The sequence below is a fragment of the Pollutimonas bauzanensis genome (genome assembly GCF_900129885.1).
Lineage (GTDB): Bacteria > Pseudomonadota > Gammaproteobacteria > Burkholderiales > Burkholderiaceae_B > Pollutimonas > Pollutimonas bauzanensis.
The window spans coordinates 584947-605429 of record NZ_FQXE01000002.1; the positions used below are offsets into that span (position 1 = coordinate 584947).

Genomic DNA, 20483 nt, shown 5'->3' on the forward strand with positions numbered 1-20483 from the left:
CCGAGCCGGCCCCGCCGCGCTTCTCATGGCTAGCGCCGCGCAAAACCTGGCATTCTGGCCTCAATCGCCGTCCAGTGATTGGGGCCTTGGTTTATCCCGCTTTTGTATCGCGGCGGCCAAGCCCATATAATGTCCACTATGAACTTAATGTCGCGTATCCTGCCGCTGTCGAATGTCGTGCTCGATCTGGCCGCCACCAGCAAAAAACGAGCCTTCGAACAAGCCGGTCTGCTTTTCGAAAACCACCACGGAATAGCCCGCACGGCAGTTTTTCAGAGCCTCATCGCCCGCGAACGGCTGGGTTCCACCGCGCTCGGCCACCATGTGGCGGTGCCGCATGGCCGCATCAAGGACCTGAAAGAACCCTGTGCCGCCTTCATCCGGCTGGCCGACCCGGTGCGCTTCGACGCCACCGACGGCCGCATGGCCAGCCTGCTGTTCATCTTGCTGGTTCCCGAAACCGCCACCCAGACCCACCTGGACCTGCTGGCCGAAATCGCCAAGCTCATGTCCGACCCCAAGCTGCGCCAGACACTATCCACCGAGACCGATCCGGCCGCCGTGCACCGGCTCCTGACCACCTCGCCGGCCTGACCGAGGGCCATCGCCATGCTCACCATCCATGAACTCGTCAGTGACAACGCCGACAAGATCCCGTTCACCTGGATCGCCGGGGCGGACTCGGCCAAGCGGCTCATTCCCGACGTAGGCATGTCGGGCGCCGACCTGGTCGGCCACCTGAATCTCATCCACCCATCCCGCATCCAGGTATTCGGCGCCGAAGAACTCTCGTACTACACCCGTTTCGAAGTCAAGCGCCGGGTGCACCACCTCGAGGACCTGGTCACGGGGGGCGTGCCCGCCATCCTCATCGCCGAAGGCATGGCCGCGCCCGACGATCTGCGCGATTTCTGCAATCAGCAGCAGATTCCCCTGCTTTCCACGCCCATAGACGCCGCCCAGCTGATCGATTTGCTGCGCATCTACCTGGGCAAGCGGCTGGCGCCCAAGACCACCGTCCATGGCGTATTCATGGATGTGCTCGGCGTGGGAGTGCTGATCACCGGCGAATCCGGCCTGGGCAAAAGCGAATTGGCGCTCGAACTGATTTCCCGCGGCCACGGGCTGGTGGCCGACGACGCCGTCGAATTATCGCGCACCGCGCCCAACATGATCGAGGGCCACTGCCCCGCTTTACTGCAGAACCTGCTCGAAGTGCGCGGCCTGGGGCTGCTGGATATCCGCACCATTTTCGGCGAAACATCGGTGCGCCGCAAAATGAAGCTCAAGCTGCTGGTGCACCTGATCCGCTCCACGCCCGACGCCTTCGAGCGCTTGCCGGTGCAGGACCAGACCGAAGACATCCTGGGCATACCCATACGCCGCGTCATGCTGCAGGTGGCCGCCGGCCGCAACCTGGCCGTGCTGGTCGAGGCGGCCGTGCGCAATACCATTCTCGCGCTGCGCGGCATCGACACCATGGGCGAATTCATCGAACGGCAGGCCCTGGCCATCATGGAGAGCAGCCGCCGGGAGTGACGCCCGACGCAGTACACGCACGCAACGACGCGCGGCCATCCTTTAGAATTCAAGGGATGCAAGATTCTCATTGCATCCTTGTAACGTGGAAAACCCCATCGTCATGCTGAACATTGTCCTTATCACGGGTATCTCCGGCTCCGGCAAGTCGGTCGCCCTGCGCCTGCTGGAAGACGCCGGCTACACCTGCGTCGACAACCTGCCGGTGCGCTTCCTGCACGAATTCATCGCCAGCACGCGCGAGAGCGGCCTGGAACGCGTCGCCGTCGCCATTGACGTGCGCTCCCCCGGCGAACTGGCCGAGCTGCCGGACGTCATCACCAGCCTGCGCGCCATGGGAACCCCGTTCCGGGTCATTTTCCTGGACGCCAACGACCACACCCTGCAACAGCGCTATTCCGAATCGCGCCGCCGCCATCCCCTGACCGACCGCCTGCAGAAAGGCGGCAAATCGCCGTCCTTGCAGGAATGCATAGACACCGAGCGCGAACTCCTGGCGCCGCTGCGCGAGCAGGAGCACGTCATCGACACCTCCGACCTGACCCCCGGGCAGTTGCGCGCCTGGGTGCGCGACCTGGTCCAGGCCGACCGGGCGCCCGTGGTGCTGACCTTCGAATCGTTCGCCTACAAGCGCGGCGTTCCGGGCGACGCCGACCTGGTTTTCGACGTACGCTGTCTGCCCAATCCCCATTACGACCGCGCCTTGCGCCCCTTGACGGGGCGGGACGAACCCGTAGCCAAATGGCTGGCGCAATTCGGCAGCGTGGAAACCATGATTGAAGACATTGCCGGCTTCATCCGGCGCTGGCTGCCCCTTTATATGCAGGACACGCGCAATTACCTTACCGTGGCCATAGGCTGCACCGGCGGCAAGCACCGCTCGGTTTATGTCACCGAGCAGCTTGCCCGGCGCTTCGCCGACCATTCCCCCCTCTTGATAAGGCACCGAAACCAGCCCCCGCCGCCCGACATGCCATGATCCAGCCCCGCATACTGATCACCGCCCTCTTATGCCTGGGCCTGGCCATTCTGGCAGGCTGCTCCACCACGCATAAAGCAGGCGGCGGACGGGGCGGCGGAGGCTACTATCTGGACGACGGGCCCGGCTCCAACATACCGCCCGACATCGACGCCATCCCCGACGCCGTTCCGCGCATGGAATCCCACTCTCCTTCCAATTTCCGGCCTTATTTCGTATTCGGCAAGCGCTATGAGCCCGTCAGCGACGAAAAGCCATATCGGCAGCAGGGCACCGCCTCGTGGTACGGCCGCAAATTCCACGGCAAGAAGACCGCCAACGGCGAGACCTACGACATGTACGCCATGTCGGCCGCCCATCCCACCCTGCCCATTCCCAGCTATGCGCGCGTCACCCACGCCGGCAGCGGCAAATCGGTCATCGTGCGCATCAATGACCGCGGCCCATTTCACAGCTCGCGCATCATAGACCTGTCTTATGTCGCGGCGGCCAAGCTCGGGCTGGTGGGGCCCGGCAGCGGCCAGGTCATCGTCGAAGCCATCACCAACGAAGACATCCGCGCCAACCGCTATGGCAATCCCAAGGCGGCGCCCCTGGAACCCGCTCCCGCCCCCGAAACGCCGCCTTTGCAGATCGTGCGCTCGGCCCGGGCCGCATCCCCGCCCGCGGCGGCCCCCGCCACGCCCGATGCCCTGGAGGTGCTGCAAGACGGGGCCTTCGATGCCCGCCCGCAACTGGCCAGCGCGGCCGCCGCCGGCAGCGCGCCGCCCGGGCCGGTCCCGCAGCCGCGCAGCTGGCAGGCGCAAGCATCACAAGAGCAAGTATCACGGGAGCCCGCCTCGCCGGGACAGATCTACCTTCAGTTCGGCGCCTTCAGCGTCGTGCAGACGGCCGACGGGCTGGCGCAGAAGCTCAACCGGCAGATCGCCCACGTCGAAAGCCGCCCGGCCCAGGTGGACAACAGCAGCCGCCTGTACCGGGTGCGGATAGGCCCCTACCCCTCGCGCACGGCCGCCGTCAATGCCGCCCTGCGCATCCAGGAAGCGACAGGGCTGCAGCCCGCCGTAGCGCTACGCTGAGGCCTCGGGGTTCTGGCGCGCCAGCGCCAGGGCATACAAGGTATCGCGCGGCAATCCGGTGACCTTGGCCGCCACGCGCGCCGCATCGCGCACTGACAGCGTCTCCAGCAAGGCATCCAGCAATACCGAACTCGACGCGTCGATGTCTTCGTCGGCGCGGGCATCCTCGGCCTGGTGCACGATCAGGACGAACTCGCCCTGGCCGCGGTGCGGATCTTCGGCCAGCCATGCCGCCGCGCCGCCCAGCGGCATGGTGGCCACCTGCTCGAAGCGCTTGGTCAGTTCGCGCGCTATGGTCAGCCTGCGCGCCGGGCCGCAGACCTGCAGCATATCCTTGACGGCGGCGGCCAATCGATGCGGCGACTCGAACATCACGATGGGCGCGGGCAGCGCGCACCAGCGCTGCAGCCACTTCTGGCGGGCGCCGGCCTTGGCGGGCATGAAGCCGGCGAATACGAAAGCGGGGTTTTCATCGGACGTGACGCCGCTGGCCATCAGCGCCGCGATCACCGCGCTGGCGCCGGGGATGGCGACCACGCCATAGCCGGCGGCGCGGGCCGCCCGTACTATGCGCGCGCCCGGGTCGCTGACGGCGGGAGCGCCGGCGTCGGACACCAGCGCCACCCGTTCGCCGCGCGACAGGCGCTCCACGATCGCTTGCGCCGCCTCGGCTTCGTTGTGGCGGTGGGCGGCTATCAGCGGCGTGGCCACCCCCCAGGCATCCAGCAGGGGGCGGCTGGCGCGGGTGTCCTCGGCGGCAATCACGTCGCAACGGGCCAGCGTCTGCCAGGCGCGCAGGCTCAGATCGCCCAGGTTGCCTATGGGGGTGGCCACCACGTACAAGGTCGCGGCCGGCCAGTGCTGGGCGTCGACACGCTCGGTGAGACGTTTCCATGTCGCCGGGATGTCTGAAAAGTCGGGCGTTTCACTCATACTACGCAATCAAGCCTTCAAGGTAAGGGTGAGAACCATGGCCGAGGACGACCAAAGGCTGTACGAAACCGCAAGAGCCGCGCAAGGGCTCGCCGCGCGCAAGCGCCGCCGCAAGGCCCGGGCCGCTCCCCGCGAGCGCGGGGCGGCGGCGCGCGAACCGGCGGCGCCGTCCGCCGCCCAGCGGGCGGGCAGGCGCGCCGAAGAACACGCGCGGCGCTATCTGCAGGCGCGCGGCCTGATCATACTGGCCCGCAATCTGCGCGGCAGAACCGGCGAAATCGACCTGGTGGCCGCCGACAGCGGCGTCCTGGCGTTCATCGAAGTCCGCCAGCGGCGCTCGCGGCGATACGGGGGCGCCGCCGCCAGTGTAAACCGCGGCAAGCAAGGCCGGCTGATCAGGACCGCGCAATATTTCCTGCCTGGCCTGAAGCGGCGCTATTTTGGCGGGGCGACGCCCCCCTGCCGGTTCGACATCATCACCGTGGAGCCGCAAGGCCTGGCCTGGATCAAGGACGCTTTCAGGGAATGAAGCCGCGGCCGGCTGCGCCAGGTTACCTCCGTTGACATCATTTTCATTCGAACATGAGATAATTGCCGGCATGGACATGACCTCTCACATGACTTCGCATTTCAATGATGCGATCGATGCCCTCAAAACCAGTTCGCGCGAACTGGCCGAGCCCCTGTCGGCGGCCGTCGACCTGGTCTTCGGGTCGCTGGCCAACAACGGGAAGATACTGGCTTGCGGCAACGGCGGATCCGCCGCCGACGCCCAGCACTTCATCGCCGAGCTCGTTGGCCGGTTCGAGCGCGACCGCCTGCCGCTGGGCGGCGTGGCGCTCAACACCGACACTTCCATCCTCACCGCCGTCGGCAACGACTACGGCTTCGACGCCATCTTCGAAAGGCAGGTCACCGCCCTGGGGCAGCCCGGCGATGTGCTGGTCGCCATATCGACCAGCGGCAACTCGGCCAATGTCATCCGCGCCATCGAGGCGGCCCACGACCGGGAAATGGCGGTGATCGCGCTGACCGGCAAAGGCGGCGGGAAAATCACCGAAATCCTGCAGGACACGGATATTCACCTGTGCGTCCCGCAAGACCGGACCATGCGCATACAAGAAGTGCACATCGTCCTGCTGCACGCCCTGTGCGACGGCATCGACGCACTGCTACTGGGAGACACGCTGTAATGCCTACACGACAACGCGCGCAACGCATCCTGCTCGCCGGCCTGGCCCTTGCCGGCGCGCTTTCCCTGGCCGGCTGCGGCCTGCTGGTGGTGGGCGGCACGGCCGCCACCACGGCAACCGTCGCCACCGACCGCCGCACGGCCGGCGAACAGGTCGAAGACCAGGCCATCGAACTCAAAGTGGGCAGCGAAATGCGCAAGCTGTTCGCCGATGACAAGGGCCGCGTCAACGCCACGTCTTATGCCGGGCTGGTGCTGCTGACCGGCGACGTCCCCACCGAACAGGACAAGCAGCGCGCCGAAAGCATCGCCAGGCAGGTCGAGAAAGTCAAGAAAGTCGTCAACGAACTTCGCGTCGGCGCGCTCACGCCCCTGAACGTGCGCACCAACGACACCTGGCTGACCTCCAAGGTCAGGAGCACCCTGATCAACACCAAGGGCGTGCCCAGCCGCACCATCGTCGTCACCACCGAGCGCGGCATTGTCTACCTGCTGGGCAAGGTCACCGCCGACGAAGGCCAGATGGCCGGCACCGCCACATCCGGCGTGAGCGGCATCAACAAAGTAGTAAAATTGTTCCAGATCGTCCCGGCGGCCAGCCTCAACCCGCCGAAGGTTCCGGCGCCCATCGAAGACGCCGGTTCCGGCAGCCCCGCTGCGGCGCCCGCGAGCTCTGGCGGCGTAGAAACCATGCCCGTGCAATGAAAAGGCATTTTTCAGGCTTAGTCGTCACCGGTCCGGTCCAGAGCGCCGGCCATACCAGCAGGTCGCAATGAAAAAAGTTCTCACAGGCATCGTTGTCGCGCTGGCCCTCGCAGGGGCCGGCATCTGGCAATTCGCGGGCGCGGCCAAGACGGCGCCCGACGTTACCTTCACCTCCCTGACCGGGCAGAAAATCACCACCAAGGACCTGCGCGGCAAGGTGGTGCTGGTCAAGTTCTGGGCCACCAGCTGCGTCACCTGTATCGCGCAGATGCCCGACACCATCCAGAACTACAGAGACCTGTCGCCCAGGGGCTTTGAAACCATAGCCGTGGCCATGCAGTACGACCCGCCCAATTACGTCAAGAACTACGCCGACACGCGCAAGCTGCCGTTTACCGTCGCCATCGACGCGCAGGGCGACATCGCCAAGGCCTTCGGCGACGTCCAGCTCACCCCCACCGCCTTCCTCATCGACAAGGACGGCCACATCATCAAGCGCTACCTTGGCAATTACGACAAAACCGCGTTCCTCAGCACCGTGAACAAGGCGCTGGGATAAACCTTGAAAATGGACATGACCACTTCCAGCGACTCCACAACCCATTCCTCTACCGTCAAGGCGGACGTACTGTCGGAAGCCTTGCCGTATATACGCCGGTTCCACGGCAAGACCGTGGTCATCAAATACGGCGGCAACGCCATGATCGAAGAAGAACTGCAGCGCAGCTTCGCCCACGATGTCGTGCTGCTCAAGCTGGTGGGCCTGAACCCCGTGGTGGTGCACGGCGGCGGCCCGCAAATCAACGCGGCGCTCAAGCGCATAGGCAAGGAAGGCACCTTCCTGCAAGGCATGCGGGTAACCGACGCCGAAACCATGGAAGTGGTTGAATGGGTGCTGGGCGGCCAGGTCCAGCAGGACATCGTCATGATGATCAACGAGGCCGGCGGCAAAGCGGTGGGCCTTACCGGCAAGGACGGCTGCCTGATCCAGGCCCAGAAGAAAATGCTGGCCGACAAGGACCACCCCGGCCAGTGGCTGGACATCGGCTATGTGGGCGACATCACCCGCATCGAGCCGGCCGTCGTCAAGGCGCTGCAGGACGACCAGTTCATTCCGGTCATTTCCTCCATCGGCTATGGCGAGGACGGCACCGCCTACAACATCAACGCCGACCTGGTGGCCGGGAAAATGGCCGAAGTGCTCGGCGCCGAAAAACTCGTCATGATGACCAACACCCCCGGCGTGCTGGACAAAAACGGCGAACTGCTGCGCAAGCTGTCGGCGCAAACCATAGACGAGCTCTTCGAAGACGGCACGATATCCGGCGGCATGCTGCCCAAGATCTCATCGGCGCTGGACGCCGCGCGCAATGGCGTCACCTCGGTGCACATCGTGGACGGCCGCGTGCCGCATTGCCTGTTGCTGGAAATCCTCACGGACCGTGGCGTCGGCACCATGATCAGTTCGCACTGACGGCCATGCGGCCCTTGCGCACCACCCTCGCCTCGCACCGTCCGCGGCGCCTCGCGGGGCTGGCGGGGCTGGAGCAAACCGTGTGGCTGTTCGACCTGGACAACACCCTGCACGATTGTTCCAAGGCCATATTCAAGGCCATAGACGGCGCGATGGCGGGCGCCGTGGCCACCACGCTGGACATCGACATGGACGCGGCCAATGCGCTGCGCCAGACCTACTGGAAGCGCTACGGCGCCACGGTGATAGGCATGGTGCGCCACCACGGCGTGGACGCCAATGCCTTCCTGGAACTGAGCCACGGCTTCGAAGTGGCCCCGCTGGTCCATTCCGAGAACGGCCTGGGGCGCAAGCTGCAGCTGCTGCGGGGCCGCAAGATCCTGCTGACCAACGCGCCGCTCAAATACGCGCGCGAAGTCCTCAAGACGCTGGGCATCCTGCATCATTTCGAGGGGCTCTGGGCCATAGACCACATGACGCTACAGGGGCAGATGCGCCCCAAGCCCTCGGCCGCGCTCATGAAGCAGGTGTTGGCCCGCCTGCGGGTGCCGGCCAGCCAAGTCGTGCTGGTGGAAGACACCCTGCGCAACCTGAAGAGCGCGCGCCAGGCCGGCATGCGCACCGTGCATATTTTCCATCCGGGCACGCCTTTTACATCGCTGAATAACGGCCGCTGCCATTATGTCGACGTGCGCGTCAATTCGGTAGGCAAGCTGCTGTCGGGCCGCCATGGCCTTGGCCATCGCGGCCGCCGCACACCGGGCAAGCCGGGTCGCGGGTAAAACGCACCGTATTCCATTGCATGGTCAGGGCGTCCAGGCACAGCATGCGGCCCACCAGGGGCTCGCCTATGCCCGCCAGCACCTTGATGGCCTCGGCCGCCTGCATGCTGCCCACGATGCCCACCAGCGGCGCCAGCACCCCTGTCGTGGCGCAACGCAGCTCCTCGACGTCGTCGGCCTCCGGGAACAGGCAGTGGTAGCAGGGCGCGTCGTCCAGGCGCAGGTCGAAAACGCTCACCTGCCCGGCGAAGCGTATGGCCGCGCCCGACACCAGCGGCTTGCGCTGCGCGACGCAGGCGCGGTTGACGGCATGGCGGGTGACGAAATTGTCGCAGCAATCCAGCACCAGGTCGGCCCGGGCCACCTGTTCGGCCAGCGCCTCGCCGTCCAGGCGGCGAACCAGCGCCTGGACCCGCGCCTCGGGGTTCAATTGCGCCAGCATATGCCGGCCCGACTCGGCCTTGGCCCAGCCTATGCGATCAGTGGTGTGCAGGATTTGCCGCTGCAGATTGCCGAGTTCGACCTCGTCGTCGTCGGCCAGCACGATATGCCCTACCCCCGAGGAGGCCAGATAGAAGGCGGCCGGCGACCCCAGCCCGCCGGCCCCGACGATCAGGACCCGGGCCGCCAGCAGGCGCTCCTGCGCCTCGATGCCGAATTCGTCGAGCAGGATATGCCGCGCATAGCGCAGCAGTTGCTGGTCGTCCATCACGGCGTCTTGATCAGCCCTTCCGGCGTGAGCCGATAGCGCTCGGTTTTGGGTTCATTCGGATTCAACGGGCTTTTTTTTTCCGTTTCGGACGCTGGCGCGGCCTTGCTGGCGGGCGGCGCGCCCTTGATCTCGGGCGGCACGGCCTTGCCGCCGGGCAGCGCGGCTTTGGCGGCGGGCTTGTCGGCCTTGACCGCCAGGCTGGGGTCGGTTTTCTTGACGGGCCGGCCTTCCAGGAAGTTGACGGCCTGCTTCAGTTGATAGTCGTCGGCGCCGCCGAACTCGAACATTTTCGGCTCGATCTTGTCATCCTTGCTGTCGGCGCTGCCGGCGCCGTCCTCGACCAGCGCGGCGTTGACCAGATGCCGCTGCAGGTCGACCTCGCGCGGCAGGCGGAACAGATTGCCCTGGGCGGTATCATCGACCGCGATGTCCGGATCGACCCCCGTCACCTGGATGGAGCGGCCCGCGGGCGTGTAGTAGCGCGCCGTGGTCAGTTTGATGCCGGTGTCTTCGCTGAGCGGCAGCACGCTTTGCACCGAGCCCTTGCCGAAGGTGCGGTTGCCGATGATCTTGGCGCGCTTGTGATCCTGCAAGGCGCCCGCCACGATTTCGGAGGCCGAGGCCGAGCCCACATTCACCAGCACCACCATGGGAACCGTTTTGCTCCAGCCGGCGATGCCCGACAGTTGATCGGGCGAACCGTTGCCGCCATTGGCATAGCTGCGCGTGTAGTCGGACGGCTTGGCGAAGTATTCGCGGTTGGACGAGGGCACGCGGCCCTTGGTCGAGACCACCAGGACATCGGGCTTGAGGAATGCCGAGGACACGCCTATGGCGCTGTCGAGCAGGCCGCCCGGGTCGTTGCGCAAATCGAGGATCAGCGCCTTGGGAGGCGCTTTGGCGCCCAGCGCGGTAAGCTGCGTGGCCAGGTCGGACGCGGTGCGTTCCTGGAACTGGGCTATGCGCACGTAGGCGATGTTGTTGTCGAGCATTTTGCTGCGCACGCTGCGCACCTTGATCAGGTCGCGCACGATGTGGACGACCAGGGGCTTGTCGCGGCCCTGGCGGGCTATGGTCAGCACAATAGGCGTTTTGGGCTCGCCGCGCATCAGCTTGATGGCGTCGTTGAGCGCCATGCCCTTGGTTGGCTTGCCGTCGATATGCGTGATGATGTCGCCGGCCAGGATGCCCGCGCGCGCCGCCGGGGTGTCTTCGATGGGCGAGATGACCTTGGGCATGCCCTCTTCGCTGCCGATCTCTATGCCCAGCCCGCCGAAGCCGCCCTGCGTAATGGCTTCCATTTCCTTGAACGCGTCGGCGTCCAGGTAGGTGGAATGTGGATCCAGATCGCTGAACATGCCCTTGATGGCGTCATTGATCAGCTGCTCGTCGCCTACGGGCTCGACGTAGCTGCTTTTGATGGCCGCAAAGACATTGGCGAACTGCTGCAGTTCCTTGAGGGGCAAGGGCTCGCCGCGCTGCGCGGCCGCCGATATCCCCAGGCTTATCAATACGCCGCCCAGTGCGCCTGCCATCACCAAACCGAAACCGCCAAACCTGCGAGTGCTCATGCACATTCCCGAAATTAAATTCAATTTTGCCATACGCGCGCGGATGGCGTTAGGCAAATAGTACCGAAATTACTGCCTTAACCAAAGCAGAGGATTTACGGGCGTACCCTGATGCCGAATTTCAAAGTATAGACCCGAGTCCACTTGGCCGCCCGTGGCGCCCACCGTGGCGATGGTATCGCCAGTATCCACGATGTCGCCCACGCGCTTCAATAGGCTCTGGTTATAGGCATACACACTAAGGTATTTGGCCCCGTGATCGACGATCACAATGTTGCCGAAGCCGCTGAGCCAGTTGGCGTAAACCACCCGGCCCGGCGCGATGGCGTGCACTTTGGCGCCTTCGGGCGAGCGCAGCACGATGCCGCGCCATAGGCCGCCTTCGGGCCGCTCCGCGCCGAAACGCCCCAACACATCGCCGCGCACCGGATAGGGCGCGCCCTTCTTCAGGCCGGCGAAGCCGCCCGCGGGAGCCAGGCGCGGCTGGCCGGCGCCCGGCACCGAGCCCTTGATCGATTCCGCTTCCACGGCCTCGGGTTCAGGCCTGGGCGCGGGCGGGCGGGCGGCGGCCTCCTCGGCCGCGCGCGCCTGGGCCCGGGCGGCCTCGACCTGCAGCCTGGCCTTTTCGGCTTCTTTTTCGTCGCGCAGGCGCCGCGCGCGTTCCTGGGCGGCCTGCGCCGCCTGTTCCGCCTTGCGCGCGGCCGCGCGCTCGCGCTCCAGGGCGCGGCGCTGCTCCAGGGCGGCCAGCCTGGCCTGCTCGGCCCTGCGGGCCGCTTCCGCCTTGCGCCTTTCTTCGGCGAGGCGGGCTTCTTCGGCCTGCTTCGCTATCGCCTTTTCCAGGCCGCCGACCAGGTCGCCCAGGCGCTTGTCATTGCGTTCCAGGCGCTGCGCCTGGCTGCGCTGCTCATGCAGCAGGCTCTCGATGCGTTCCAGCACTTTCTGCCGCTCCGCCTTCTGCTCCTGCAGCGACGCCTTCTGCCCGGCGGTTTCCTGCGCGAGCTGGATCAATTCTTTCTGGTTGGCCTGCGAGCGGGCCTGCAGCGCGGCCAGGCTGTCGAGCGCGCGGCGAACGCCGCGCACCGCATCGGCCTGCGCTTGCGAGATATAGCCCAGGTAGCTCAAGTCGCGGCCTATGACCTGCGGATCGTCGCCCGACAGCAATGCCGTCCAGGGCGACAGGCCGCTGGCGTACTGGGCGCGCAGCTGATCGCCCAGTTCCTGCTGGCGCTGGCCGAGTTCATGCTTTTGCCCGGCGATCTGCGCGTCGAGCTCCTTGAGCTCATGCTCGGTCTTGCGCTGGCGCGCGGCAAGCTCGGACAGTTGCAGGTTGATGGACGAAATGGCCGATTCGGAAGCCTTCAAGTCCTGGGCCGCGTCGCGGCGCGACGATTCCTGGCTGTCTATTTCTTTCTGCAGGGCCTGGATGCGTTCGCGCAGTTCGGTCTGCTGCTTTCTTGCGTCGGCCTGCCTTTGCGCAAGCGTGGGCTCGGCGCCGCAGGCGAGGCCCGCCCATAGGGCCAGCACGACAAAACCGGACACACGCCGCATGCTATTCCTTATGGGCCTTGCCCTGGCTGGCGACCGCGGCCATCGCCGCTTCGATCTCGGCCGGGTCGCCCAGATAATAATGGCGTATCGGACGCAAGTCATCGTCCAGTTCGTAGACCAGGGGCTGGCCGGTGGGAATATTCAGGTGCACGATGTCCTCATCGGAAATGCCGTCCAGATGCTTGATGAGGGCGCGCAGGCTGTTGCCGTGCGCCGAAACCAGCACACGGCGCCCGGCGCGGACGGCGGGAGCGATGGACTCGTTCCAGAACGGCAATACGCGCTCCACCGTGTCGGCCAGGCACTCCGTGGCGGGCAGCTTGTCGGCGGAAATCTTGGCGTAGCGGCGGTCGAAGCGCGGATGGCGGGCATCGTCCGCGGCGATGGGATCGGGCGCAATCGCATAGGCGCGGCGCCATATCAAGACTTGCTCTTCGCCGAATTTCCGGGCGGTTTCCGCCTTGTTCAGGCCCTGCAGGGCGCCATAATGGCGCTCGTTCAGGCGCCAGCTGAGCCCGGTGGGCGTGTACATGGCGTCCATCGCGTCCAGCGCGATCCAGAGCGTGCGGATGGCGCGCTTCAAGACCGATGAATACGCCAGGTCGAATTCGAAACCCTTCTGCTTGAGCAGTTCGCCGGCCAGCCTGGCCTGCTCGCGGCCGGTATCGGTCAGATCCACGTCGGTCCAGCCGGTGAAACGGTTTTCAAGGTTCCACTGGCTTTCGCCGTGGCGCATCAGAACAAGTTTATGCATGATAAAAAAACGCCCAAAAGTTGAAATTCGCCGTCCATTTTATAATCGTCTGATTCTGCCCTTTTTCCAAGGGCATATTCGGGATATATCGTGGACTTTTTTCTAGATCAGAACAACCTCATTGTTTTATTCGTCGCCCTCGCGTCCGGCGTCATGCTGCTATTGCCCAACATACTGAAAGGCGGCGGCAAGACGGTCAGCGTGCAGGAGGCCGTGCAACTGGCCAACCAGAAGCAAGGCCTCTTCCTGGACGTGCGCAGCCATGAATCCTTCAAGAACGGAAGCATACCGCAGGCGCGCAACTTGCCGGTGGCGGATTTGACATCCAAACTGGGCACCCTGCCCAAAAACAAGCCTATTATCGTTGTATGCGATCAGGGCCGCGATTCCGCGCGCGTGGCGGGTTCGCTGCGCAAGCAGGGCTACGACGAGGCGGTCAGCCTCGCCGGCGGCCTGCAGGGCTGGACCAAGGACGGCATGCCGCTCTCCCGGAAAACCTGATCGCCCGTTTTTTGCTACCAAGGAATCTTCATGGCAACCGTAACTATGTACAGCACCGCCGTGTGCCCGTATTGCGTCCGCGCCGAAATGCTGCTCAAGCAGCGCGGCGTGGCCGAAATCGAAAAAATCCGCATCGACCTGAACCCGGAACAGCGCGCCATCATGATGGAACGCACCGGCCGGCGCACGGTGCCGCAGATCTATATCGGCGACACGCATGTCGGCGGCTACGACGACCTGGCCGCCCTCGACCGCGCCAACGGCCTGCTGCCCCTGCTGGCCGCCTGATCCCAATACTTCGCTCAACCCCCACCCCTTTCCAGGAAACACTATGGCCGACCAGAAACAAAACAGCCAAGGCAATCAAGGCAGTCAAGAAGACAGCCAGGACCCCAGCTTCAGCCTGCAGCGCACCTATATCAAGGATCTGTCGCTGGAAATGCCCAATGCGCCCCAGATCTTTCTTGAACAGGAAGGCCCCACGGTGGAAGTCTCGATCAACGTCGGCGGCCAGCGCCTTGCCGATACCGTGTACGAGGCAACCGTCACCGCCACAGTCACCACGCGCATCGGCGACAAGGTGCTGTACCTGGTCGAAGCCACGCAAGCCGGCATTTTCGAAGCGGCCAACATTCCCGCCGAGCAGCTCGATCCATTGATCGGCATCGTGTGCCCGACCATGCTCTACCCCTACCTGCGCGCCAACGTGGCCGACGCCATCACGCGCACTTCGCTGCCGCCGCTGCACCTGGCCGAAGTCAACTTCCAGGGCCTGTACGAACAGCGCATCGCCCAGTTGTCGCAAGAACAGCAAGGCGGCCAGGAAGACTCGGGCCTGATCCTGCCTCCCGGCATGACCCGCCAATAAAAGGGCGCGCCCAATGAGTGCTTGCAGCCAGCGTATCCGCGTCGCGGTCCTTGGCGCGGGAAGCTGGGGCACAGCGCTGGCGGCGCTGGCAAGCTCGCAGGCCGATACCCTGCTTTGGGCGCGCGACCCTGCCGCCGCCCGCCTGATCGGCCAGGAACACCGCAATACCCGCTACCTGCCCGACATCCCCCTGCCCCCCGCCCTGCGCGCCACGGCCAGCCTGCAAGAGGCCGTCGACCACGCGTGCGCGGCGGACGCCGGCCGGGGCCTGATCATCCTGGGCGTGCCGGTGGCCGGCCTGGCCGATATCTGCGCGCAAGTGGCCCATGCCCTGGCGCCGGGCCTGGGCGCCAAATTGAACATAGTCTGGACCTGCAAGGGTTTCCAGCACGAAACCGGCCTGCTGCCCCACCAGATCGCGCAGGCCGCCCTGGCCGGCTGGCCGGACATCGGCCTGGGGGTGCTGTCCGGCCCCTCCTTCGCCCGCGAGGTGGCGCAAGGGCTGCCGGTGGCGCTCACCCTCGCCACGCGGCAGGCACCGGCCGCGGAGGCCGTCCTGGCGGCTCTGCATGGCGCCCACGCGCGCATCTACACCAGCACCGACATCATCGGCGTCGAAGTGGGCGGCGCCTTGAAGAACATCATGGCGATCGCTTGCGGCATATCCGATGGCCTGGGGCTGGGCAGCAACGCCCGCGCGGCGCTGATCACCCGCGGGCTGGCCGAAATGCAGCGCCTGGGGCTGGCCCTGGGCGGGCAGGCCGAGACCTTCGCCGGCCTGGCCGGCCTGGGCGACCTGGTGCTGACGGCGACCGGCGCCCTGTCGCGCAACCGGCAAGTCGGGCTGGCGATAGGGCAAGGGCAGGCGCTGGCCGGCATACTGGCGGGCGGCATGACCGCCGAGGGCGTGCGCTGCGCGCGCGCGGCGCTGGCGCTGGGCCGCGAGCATGGCGTGGACCTGCCCATCACCGAAGCCGTCTGCAATGTACTGTTCGAAGGCCTGGCGCCGCGCGTGGCGGTATCCACCCTGCTGGCCCGCGAGCCGCGCGCCGAAGCCCCTTCCATGCCGCGCTGAATGGCGCGTTCACGTCATACGGACATCTTCATGCCGACCTCTTTTGACCTAGGAAGCCCAATGACCGGTTTTTCCCCCGCTCGCCGCACATTGCATTCATTCATTCTCGGCCTGGCCGCCGCCGGCGCCATGCTGCTTGGCGGCGCCGCCCGCGCCGCCGCCTGGCCGGACCGGCCGATACAGCTGGTCGTGCCCTTCCCCGCGGGCTCCTCGCCCGACACGCTGGCGCGGGCGATCGCCGAGCCGCTGGCCAAGGACCTGGGCCAGCCTGTGGTGGTGGAAAACAAGCCGGGCGCCGGCGGCAATATCGGCACGCGCTACGCCAGCAGGGCCAAGCCGGACGGCTATACCCTGCTGCTGACCATCAACGGCCCCATCGTGACCGCGCCGGCCTTGTACAAGAAGACCCTGGGCTACGACCCGATGACGGATCTCGACCCCATCAGCCTGGTGGGGACCAGCCCCAATGTGCTCGTGGTGCCGCAAAGTTCCCCGGCGGCGAACCTCCAGGACTTCGTGCGCATGGCCAAGGAGCAGCCGGGCGCGCTGAATTACGGTTCGGTGGGCCCGGGCAGTTCTTCGCACCTGGGCATGGCGATGCTCGAGCACCAGGCGGGCATCAAGCTGCAGCAGATCCCCTATACGGGGTTCCCGCAGATCATCACGTCCATCATCGCCGGGGACATCCAGGCCGGCTTCATGGTGCCCGGCGTGGCGATGCCGCAGGTCAAGGCCGGCAAGGTAAGGGCGCTGGCGATCACCAGCCTGGAAAGCAGCGACGTGCTGCCCGGTCTGCCGACCATGGCCTCGCAGGGCTATCCCGGCTTCGAGTCGATTTCCTGGGACGCCATTTTCGTGCCCGCCGGCACGCCGGCCGACGTGGCCGCGCGCCTGAACAAGTCCATCACCGGCATCCTGGCCTTGCCGGATGTGAAGCAGAAGATGGCGGCGCTGTACTTCACCCCCGCGCCGTCATCGCCCGCCGAGTTGAGCGCAATGATCAAGGCCGAGAAGGCGCGCTGGGACGAAGTGATCAACCGGCTGAATTTGTCGCTGGATTGAAAGCGCGCCACAGCGCCGATCCCTAGCCGTCTTCCCTGAAGAACAGCCTGGTCTTCACCTGTATCCGCCGCGGCGGCCGGGGGAAGGGGGCGCTGGCCTGCGCCGCCTGCAGCGCGTTGTCGTCCAGCATGGCGTAGCCGCTGCTTTTCTCTATCGCCAGCGAACCGGGCTGGATGTCGCCGCTCTCGGTAATCGTCAAGCGGATCATGGGGTTGCCTACGTAGCCGGCCTTGAGGGCGGCGGGCGGATAGACCAGATGGCCCGCGATGGTCTTTGACACCTCGGACACGTATCTGCGGAGCATATCGGCCTCGGTTTCGCGCGCCTGTATGGTTTGCTGGATGCGCGCCTCCTGGTCGCGCTTCGCCGGGGGCGTAGGGGCGACCGCCTGCCTTGCGGGGCGGGCCTGCGCCTGGGGCTTGGCCTTGGCGACCTTCTTGGGCTTTTCCACCTGCACCGGGCTGGGCGCCGTGTATTCCGGCGGCTTTTCGGGCGCCTCCTTTTCGGCCTCGGGCTCTTCAGCCACTTCTTCCTCGGGCGTTTCCTCCTTGGCCACCGCCACTTCCTGCTGGATGGGTTCCTCGGGCGCCGGCGGCACGGCGTCTTGCGGGGCCTCGGCCGGGCGGTCCGCCTCGCTGCCGGCCTGCCGCTCCTGGACCTGGCGGTCGCTGACCATGCCGAACAGCTCGACCATCAGCGGGGCGCGCTGCGGCGGCGGAGGCGCGGCGCGCCCCGCCGCCAGCCACGTCAGCCCCAGCGCCCCATGCAGCAGCAGGGAAACGGCCAGGCCGTGCGCCAGCGTGAAGCGCGGGCGGATGCCGCCATCGCCCGCCCGCCGCGCCGCCTTGGTGTTCATCGCTTGCCTGCCTCGGTCTGCACCGCCACCCGGGAAAAGCCCAGCTGCTTGAGCGCGTCGGCCACGTCTATGAACTGCTGCAGCGGCACGGCCTTGTCCGCGCGCAGCAGGAAGGGCGTGTTGCTGTCTAGCGCCGCCAGCCTGGCCTTCAACGGCTCGATGCCAATCGCCGCGCCGGCGTAGTAGACCGTCCCGGCGGCGTCGATTTCTATGGTTTCGAGTTCCTTCGCATCCGCCGCGCTCGCCGAGGCTTGCGGCAGGTTCACCGTTATCCGGCCGCCGGCGATGAAGCTGGACGTCGTCAGCACGATGGTCAGCAGCACCAGCATGATGTCGATGAAGGGAATCATGTTCATGCTTTCAAACTGTTTCTCGTCCACGGGCGATCTCCCATTCAAGCATCAACACCTTGGCCTTCCTGAGCAGCGTGTTGTAGAGCACCACCGCCACCAGCGCCACGATCAGGCCCACCGCGGTCGCCTTGAGCGCGAGCGCCAGCCCCATCATGATCTGCCCGGTATCGATGGCCGAGTCCTGCCCCATCTTGTAGAAGGTGAGCATGATGCCGAACACCGTGCCCAGCAGCCCCAGGTAGGGCGCGTTGCTCGCCACCGAAGCGATGACGAAAAGCCGCCGCGTCAGCACCAGTTCGAGCGACTTGATGTCGCCGATCCGGCCCGGTTCGATGCCGCGGTAGAACAGCGCGCGCTCTATGCCTATGGCCACCACGAGCACGCTCAACACCGCCAGCAGCCCGATCACGCCGTAGTCGATCGCGCCCGACAGCCATTCCATATCCATTTGCATCATAGTCATGCTCCTTTGCGGGTCAGAACAGCAAGCTGACCTGGGCCAGCAGGCGGGTCTTGCTCTGGTCGGCCACGGCTTCCCCGCGCGGCCCGACGGCCCGCGCCAGTTGCGCCTGGAATACCACCGATTTGTAGCTGGCGTAATAGCCCAGCCCTATGTCCGACAGCCGCTGGCCGTTGATGTCGGAATAGTCGCCCTGCTGCAGGTGGACCCGGCCGGTGTCGGCGAACACCCCGATCAACTGCGTGAGCCCGCCGACCGCGGGCAGCATATAGCGCAGTTCGGCATTGAGCAGGTAGCCGTTGTCGCCGCTGACCACTTCGCGATAGGCCTTGACCCCGGCCGGCCCGGAAATGTTCATCTGCTCGATGGTGTCCAGGTTCTTGTTCATCAGCGCCTTTTGCGCGCTTACCGTCGCGCTGGCGCTGAGCGTCTTGGTGAGTTCCTGGCTGGCCGTGAAGGCGAGGTTCAGGCGCGCGTAATTGCCCACGGTATCGGCGCCGCTCTTGTTCAGGGCCCGCTCGGCGCTGTCGGGGATGCCCAGATGGCCATAGGACACGCCCACGTCCAGATTGGTATAGGTGCTGCGCCCGAACAGCGTGCTCCAGGCTTCGCGCCGCAGGCTCAGCGTGCTCACCTGGGCTTTCTTGTCTATGCCCATGTCATAGGCGCCGATTTCGTCGCGCATGCGCTTGGCGGCAAAATTCAGGTTCAGGTAGAGGTTTTGTTCGCGGCTACGCATCAGCGGGTAGGAAAGCGTGCCTTCGAGCGTGCGGGCCACCCCGGTGGCGTCCAGGTCTTTGTAGTCGGAGCCCAGCTCGTAAGTAGTGCGCGTGGCCGCCAGTTCCCCGCGCAGGCCGCCGGCGGTCAGCGGAAAGGCATAGGCCAGGCGGCCGTTGAGCAGGCCCTTGTCTTGCGAGCTCAGTCCCTGGACAGACAGCTTGTCGGCCGCGCCCAGCAGGGAATTGAGGTCCAGGCCCGCGACCAGCCGGTTCTTGCCGGTATAGCGCGAGCCCTGGTTATCGGCTAGCACATGGAAATCGGCGCGCGGGCCGGCGCCGACCTCCACATCGAAATCCGACGTGCCGGGCGCCTGGCCGGGGGAGATGGTCAGCTTGGGCATCTGCGCGCCCGGCATGTCGCCGACCAGCAGCATGGCGCGTTCCAGCGCGGCTTGCGATACCGCCTGGTCGGACTTGAGCGCGTCGAACACCCCTTGCAGCAGGCCGCCGCGCACCAGCGACTGGTTCTTGAGCTGGAACTGGCCGAACTTGCCCACCAGGATGCGTATCACCAGCGTGCCCTTGCTGGCGTCCTGGCGCGGCACATAGGCGCGCGCCACGAGGTAGCCGCGGCTGCGGTACAGCACCGTCAGCTTGGCGGCGGCTTCCTGGATTTCGGACAGCGTCAGGGCCCGGCCCTTGTAGGGTTCAAGCTGGGCCTGCAGTTCGGCCTGGTCTATGAATTCGGCGCCTTCGAGCTTGAATTCGCGCACGAACAGCGTCTCGCCCTTGCCCATGCGCAACGGCGCTTCTTCCTGTTGGATGATGGCCGGCGCGGGCGTCTTTTGCGGGGGGCGCTGCGGAAGACGGGGCTGCGCCTCTTTCATGGCGTCGCCGATACCGTAGGGCGGCGCGGGCGGCGTCTGGGCCATGCCCATAGCAGGGAGGAAGGACAGCAGCGCCGCGCAGACAGGCGCGCGCAAGGGCCGGCCTGCGCGGCGGGCATCGATAGATGGCTTCATGGGACTCGCTCGGATAGAGGGATGGAGAACCGGGCGCGCGCCAAGCGCGTCCGGCGAGGTTTTGCCTTGGTTTACCGTTACCGGCCGTATCTTGTGGGGTGGCCGCTGCCGCCGCCCGCCTGGCTGATGGCCGCCCCGCTGCCGCCCTGCCCGCCATGGGGCGCCGCCGCCGGCGGACAAGACAAGGCGGATACCGCGATGCCGGGCTTCTTCGTTTCGAACGCCGCTATACAGAGGCGGGAGACCCTTCCAGACATTGAAATTCCCCTAGGACACATAATGATTGTTGAACGGCCTGC

General features: G+C 65.9%; 25 protein-coding genes. 15 read left to right on the forward strand and 10 right to left on the reverse strand.

Annotation, left to right across the window (positions count from 1 at the left end; translation table 11 throughout):
* Nucleotides 1-138 precede the first annotated feature (138 nt).
* From BUB23_RS05835 to BUB23_RS05850, 4 genes are all read left to right on the forward strand, one after another.
* Nucleotides 139-594 (forward strand): PTS sugar transporter subunit IIA, encoded by a 456-nt coding sequence (locus BUB23_RS05835; RefSeq protein ID WP_073102126.1) that lies wholly within the window; start codon nucleotides 139-141, stop codon nucleotides 592-594.
* A gap of 15 nt (nucleotides 595-609) precedes the next feature.
* On the forward strand, nucleotides 610-1539 hold the full coding sequence (hprK, locus tag BUB23_RS05840) for an HPr(Ser) kinase/phosphatase (RefSeq protein ID WP_073102127.1): 930 nt from the start codon (nucleotides 610-612) through the stop codon (nucleotides 1537-1539).
* 103 nt (nucleotides 1540-1642) lie between these two features.
* Nucleotides 1643-2518, forward strand: coding sequence for an RNase adapter RapZ (gene rapZ / locus BUB23_RS05845; RefSeq protein WP_073102128.1), 876 nt, complete (start codon nucleotides 1643-1645; stop codon nucleotides 2516-2518).
* A complete protein-coding gene (locus BUB23_RS05850) occupies nucleotides 2515-3597 on the forward strand; it encodes a septal ring lytic transglycosylase RlpA family protein (protein ID WP_073102129.1) in 1083 nt (360 codons plus the stop codon). Before rapZ ends, BUB23_RS05850 begins: the two co-directional genes overlap by 4 nt.
* Here BUB23_RS05850 and rsmI read toward each other — a convergent pair.
* Nucleotides 3589-4530, reverse strand: a complete 942-nt coding sequence (gene rsmI / locus BUB23_RS05855; RefSeq protein WP_073102130.1) for a 16S rRNA (cytidine(1402)-2'-O)-methyltransferase — start codon at nucleotides 4528-4530, stop codon at nucleotides 3589-3591. The genes BUB23_RS05850 and rsmI overlap by 9 nt on opposite strands.
* 37 nt (nucleotides 4531-4567) lie before the next feature.
* Here rsmI and BUB23_RS05860 point away from each other — a divergent pair, with 37 nt between their 5' ends.
* The 6 genes from BUB23_RS05860 to BUB23_RS05885 all read left to right on the forward strand — a co-directional run bounded on the left by BUB23_RS05860 (nucleotide 4568) and on the right by BUB23_RS05885 (nucleotide 8683).
* A complete protein-coding gene (locus tag BUB23_RS05860) occupies nucleotides 4568-5059 on the forward strand; it encodes a YraN family protein (RefSeq protein WP_073102131.1) in 492 nt (163 codons plus the stop codon).
* Nucleotides 5060-5129: 70 nt separating this feature from the next.
* Entirely contained in the window at nucleotides 5130-5723 is a 594-nt protein-coding gene (locus BUB23_RS05865; protein WP_073102211.1) for a phosphoheptose isomerase, read from the forward strand.
* On the forward strand, nucleotides 5723-6427 hold the full coding sequence (locus BUB23_RS05870; protein WP_073102132.1) for a BON domain-containing protein: 705 nt from the start codon (nucleotides 5723-5725) through the stop codon (nucleotides 6425-6427). The genes BUB23_RS05865 and BUB23_RS05870 overlap by 1 nt, the downstream gene beginning before the upstream one ends.
* Nucleotides 6428-6494: 67 nt before the next feature.
* The gene (locus BUB23_RS05875; RefSeq protein WP_073102133.1) at nucleotides 6495-6986 is read left to right on the forward strand and encodes a peroxiredoxin family protein; all 492 of its coding nucleotides are present in this window, start codon (nucleotides 6495-6497) and stop codon (nucleotides 6984-6986) included.
* Between the two features lie 15 nt (nucleotides 6987-7001).
* A complete protein-coding gene (argB, locus tag BUB23_RS05880; RefSeq protein ID WP_073102134.1) occupies nucleotides 7002-7901 on the forward strand; it encodes an acetylglutamate kinase in 900 nt (299 codons plus the stop codon).
* A gap of 5 nt (nucleotides 7902-7906) precedes the next feature.
* Nucleotides 7907-8683 (forward strand): pyrimidine 5'-nucleotidase, encoded by a 777-nt coding sequence (locus tag BUB23_RS05885; protein ID WP_084135789.1) that lies wholly within the window; start codon nucleotides 7907-7909, stop codon nucleotides 8681-8683.
* On the opposite strand, the gene BUB23_RS05890 is transcribed toward BUB23_RS05885, so the two are convergent.
* From BUB23_RS05890 to gpmA, 4 genes are all read right to left on the reverse strand, one after another.
* The gene (locus tag BUB23_RS05890; protein WP_073102135.1) at nucleotides 8598-9392 is read right to left on the reverse strand and encodes a HesA/MoeB/ThiF family protein; all 795 of its coding nucleotides are present in this window, start codon (nucleotides 9390-9392) and stop codon (nucleotides 8598-8600) included. The genes BUB23_RS05885 and BUB23_RS05890 overlap by 86 nt on opposite strands.
* Nucleotides 9392-10966: a S41 family peptidase gene (locus BUB23_RS05895; protein WP_073102136.1), complete on the reverse strand. Its 1575-nt coding sequence runs from the start codon at nucleotides 10964-10966 to the stop codon at nucleotides 9392-9394. Before BUB23_RS05895 ends, BUB23_RS05890 begins: the two co-directional genes overlap by 1 nt.
* Before the next feature lie 69 nt (nucleotides 10967-11035).
* Nucleotides 11036-12514, reverse strand: a complete 1479-nt coding sequence (locus BUB23_RS05900; protein ID WP_073102137.1) for a murein hydrolase activator EnvC family protein — start codon at nucleotides 12512-12514, stop codon at nucleotides 11036-11038.
* A 1-nt stretch (nucleotide 12515) separates the two neighbouring features.
* On the reverse strand, nucleotides 12516-13268 hold the full coding sequence (gene gpmA / locus BUB23_RS05905; protein WP_073102138.1) for a 2,3-diphosphoglycerate-dependent phosphoglycerate mutase: 753 nt from the start codon (nucleotides 13266-13268) through the stop codon (nucleotides 12516-12518).
* Between the two features lie 90 nt (nucleotides 13269-13358).
* Here gpmA and BUB23_RS05910 point away from each other — a divergent pair, with 90 nt between their 5' ends.
* From BUB23_RS05910 to BUB23_RS05930, 5 genes are read left to right on the forward strand one after another with little or no spacing between them, the layout of a single operon-like run.
* Nucleotides 13359-13769: a rhodanese-like domain-containing protein gene (locus tag BUB23_RS05910; protein ID WP_073102139.1), complete on the forward strand. Its 411-nt coding sequence runs from the start codon at nucleotides 13359-13361 to the stop codon at nucleotides 13767-13769.
* Between the two features lie 30 nt (nucleotides 13770-13799).
* Complete coding sequence (gene grxC / locus BUB23_RS05915; protein WP_073102140.1) at nucleotides 13800-14057, forward strand: glutaredoxin 3; 258 nt, start codon at nucleotides 13800-13802, stop codon at nucleotides 14055-14057.
* 43 nt (nucleotides 14058-14100) lie between these two features.
* Nucleotides 14101-14637, forward strand: coding sequence for a protein-export chaperone SecB (gene secB, locus BUB23_RS05920; RefSeq protein ID WP_073102141.1), 537 nt, complete (start codon nucleotides 14101-14103; stop codon nucleotides 14635-14637).
* Nucleotides 14638-14650: 13 nt separating this feature from the next.
* Nucleotides 14651-15712 carry an NAD(P)H-dependent glycerol-3-phosphate dehydrogenase gene (locus BUB23_RS05925; protein WP_073102142.1) on the forward strand — a complete coding sequence of 354 codons (1062 nt, stop codon included), beginning with the start codon at nucleotides 14651-14653 and terminating at the stop codon, nucleotides 15710-15712.
* 60 nt (nucleotides 15713-15772) lie between these two features.
* Nucleotides 15773-16774 (forward strand): Bug family tripartite tricarboxylate transporter substrate binding protein, encoded by a 1002-nt coding sequence (locus tag BUB23_RS05930; protein ID WP_073102143.1) that lies wholly within the window; start codon nucleotides 15773-15775, stop codon nucleotides 16772-16774.
* Nucleotides 16775-16796: 22 nt separating this feature from the next.
* Here BUB23_RS05930 and BUB23_RS05935 read toward each other — a convergent pair whose 3' ends face one another.
* From BUB23_RS05935 to BUB23_RS26975, 5 genes are all read right to left on the reverse strand, one after another.
* Nucleotides 16797-17630, reverse strand: coding sequence for an energy transducer TonB (locus BUB23_RS05935; protein ID WP_073102144.1), 834 nt, complete (start codon nucleotides 17628-17630; stop codon nucleotides 16797-16799).
* Nucleotides 17627-18010 carry an ExbD/TolR family protein gene (locus BUB23_RS05940; RefSeq protein WP_073102145.1) on the reverse strand — a complete coding sequence of 128 codons (384 nt, stop codon included), beginning with the start codon at nucleotides 18008-18010 and terminating at the stop codon, nucleotides 17627-17629. Before BUB23_RS05940 ends, BUB23_RS05935 begins: the two co-directional genes overlap by 4 nt.
* The gene (gene exbB / locus BUB23_RS05945) at nucleotides 17991-18440 is read right to left on the reverse strand and encodes a TonB-system energizer ExbB (protein WP_218598875.1); all 450 of its coding nucleotides are present in this window, start codon (nucleotides 18438-18440) and stop codon (nucleotides 17991-17993) included. Before exbB ends, BUB23_RS05940 begins: the two co-directional genes overlap by 20 nt.
* Nucleotides 18441-18459: 19 nt before the next feature.
* Nucleotides 18460-20184 (reverse strand): ShlB/FhaC/HecB family hemolysin secretion/activation protein, encoded by a 1725-nt coding sequence (locus BUB23_RS05950; protein ID WP_073102146.1) that lies wholly within the window; start codon nucleotides 20182-20184, stop codon nucleotides 18460-18462.
* 77 nt (nucleotides 20185-20261) lie between these two features.
* Nucleotides 20262-20441 carry a hypothetical protein gene (locus BUB23_RS26975; protein ID WP_178372272.1) on the reverse strand — a complete coding sequence of 60 codons (180 nt, stop codon included), beginning with the start codon at nucleotides 20439-20441 and terminating at the stop codon, nucleotides 20262-20264.
* Nucleotides 20442-20483: the final 42 nt, after the last annotated feature.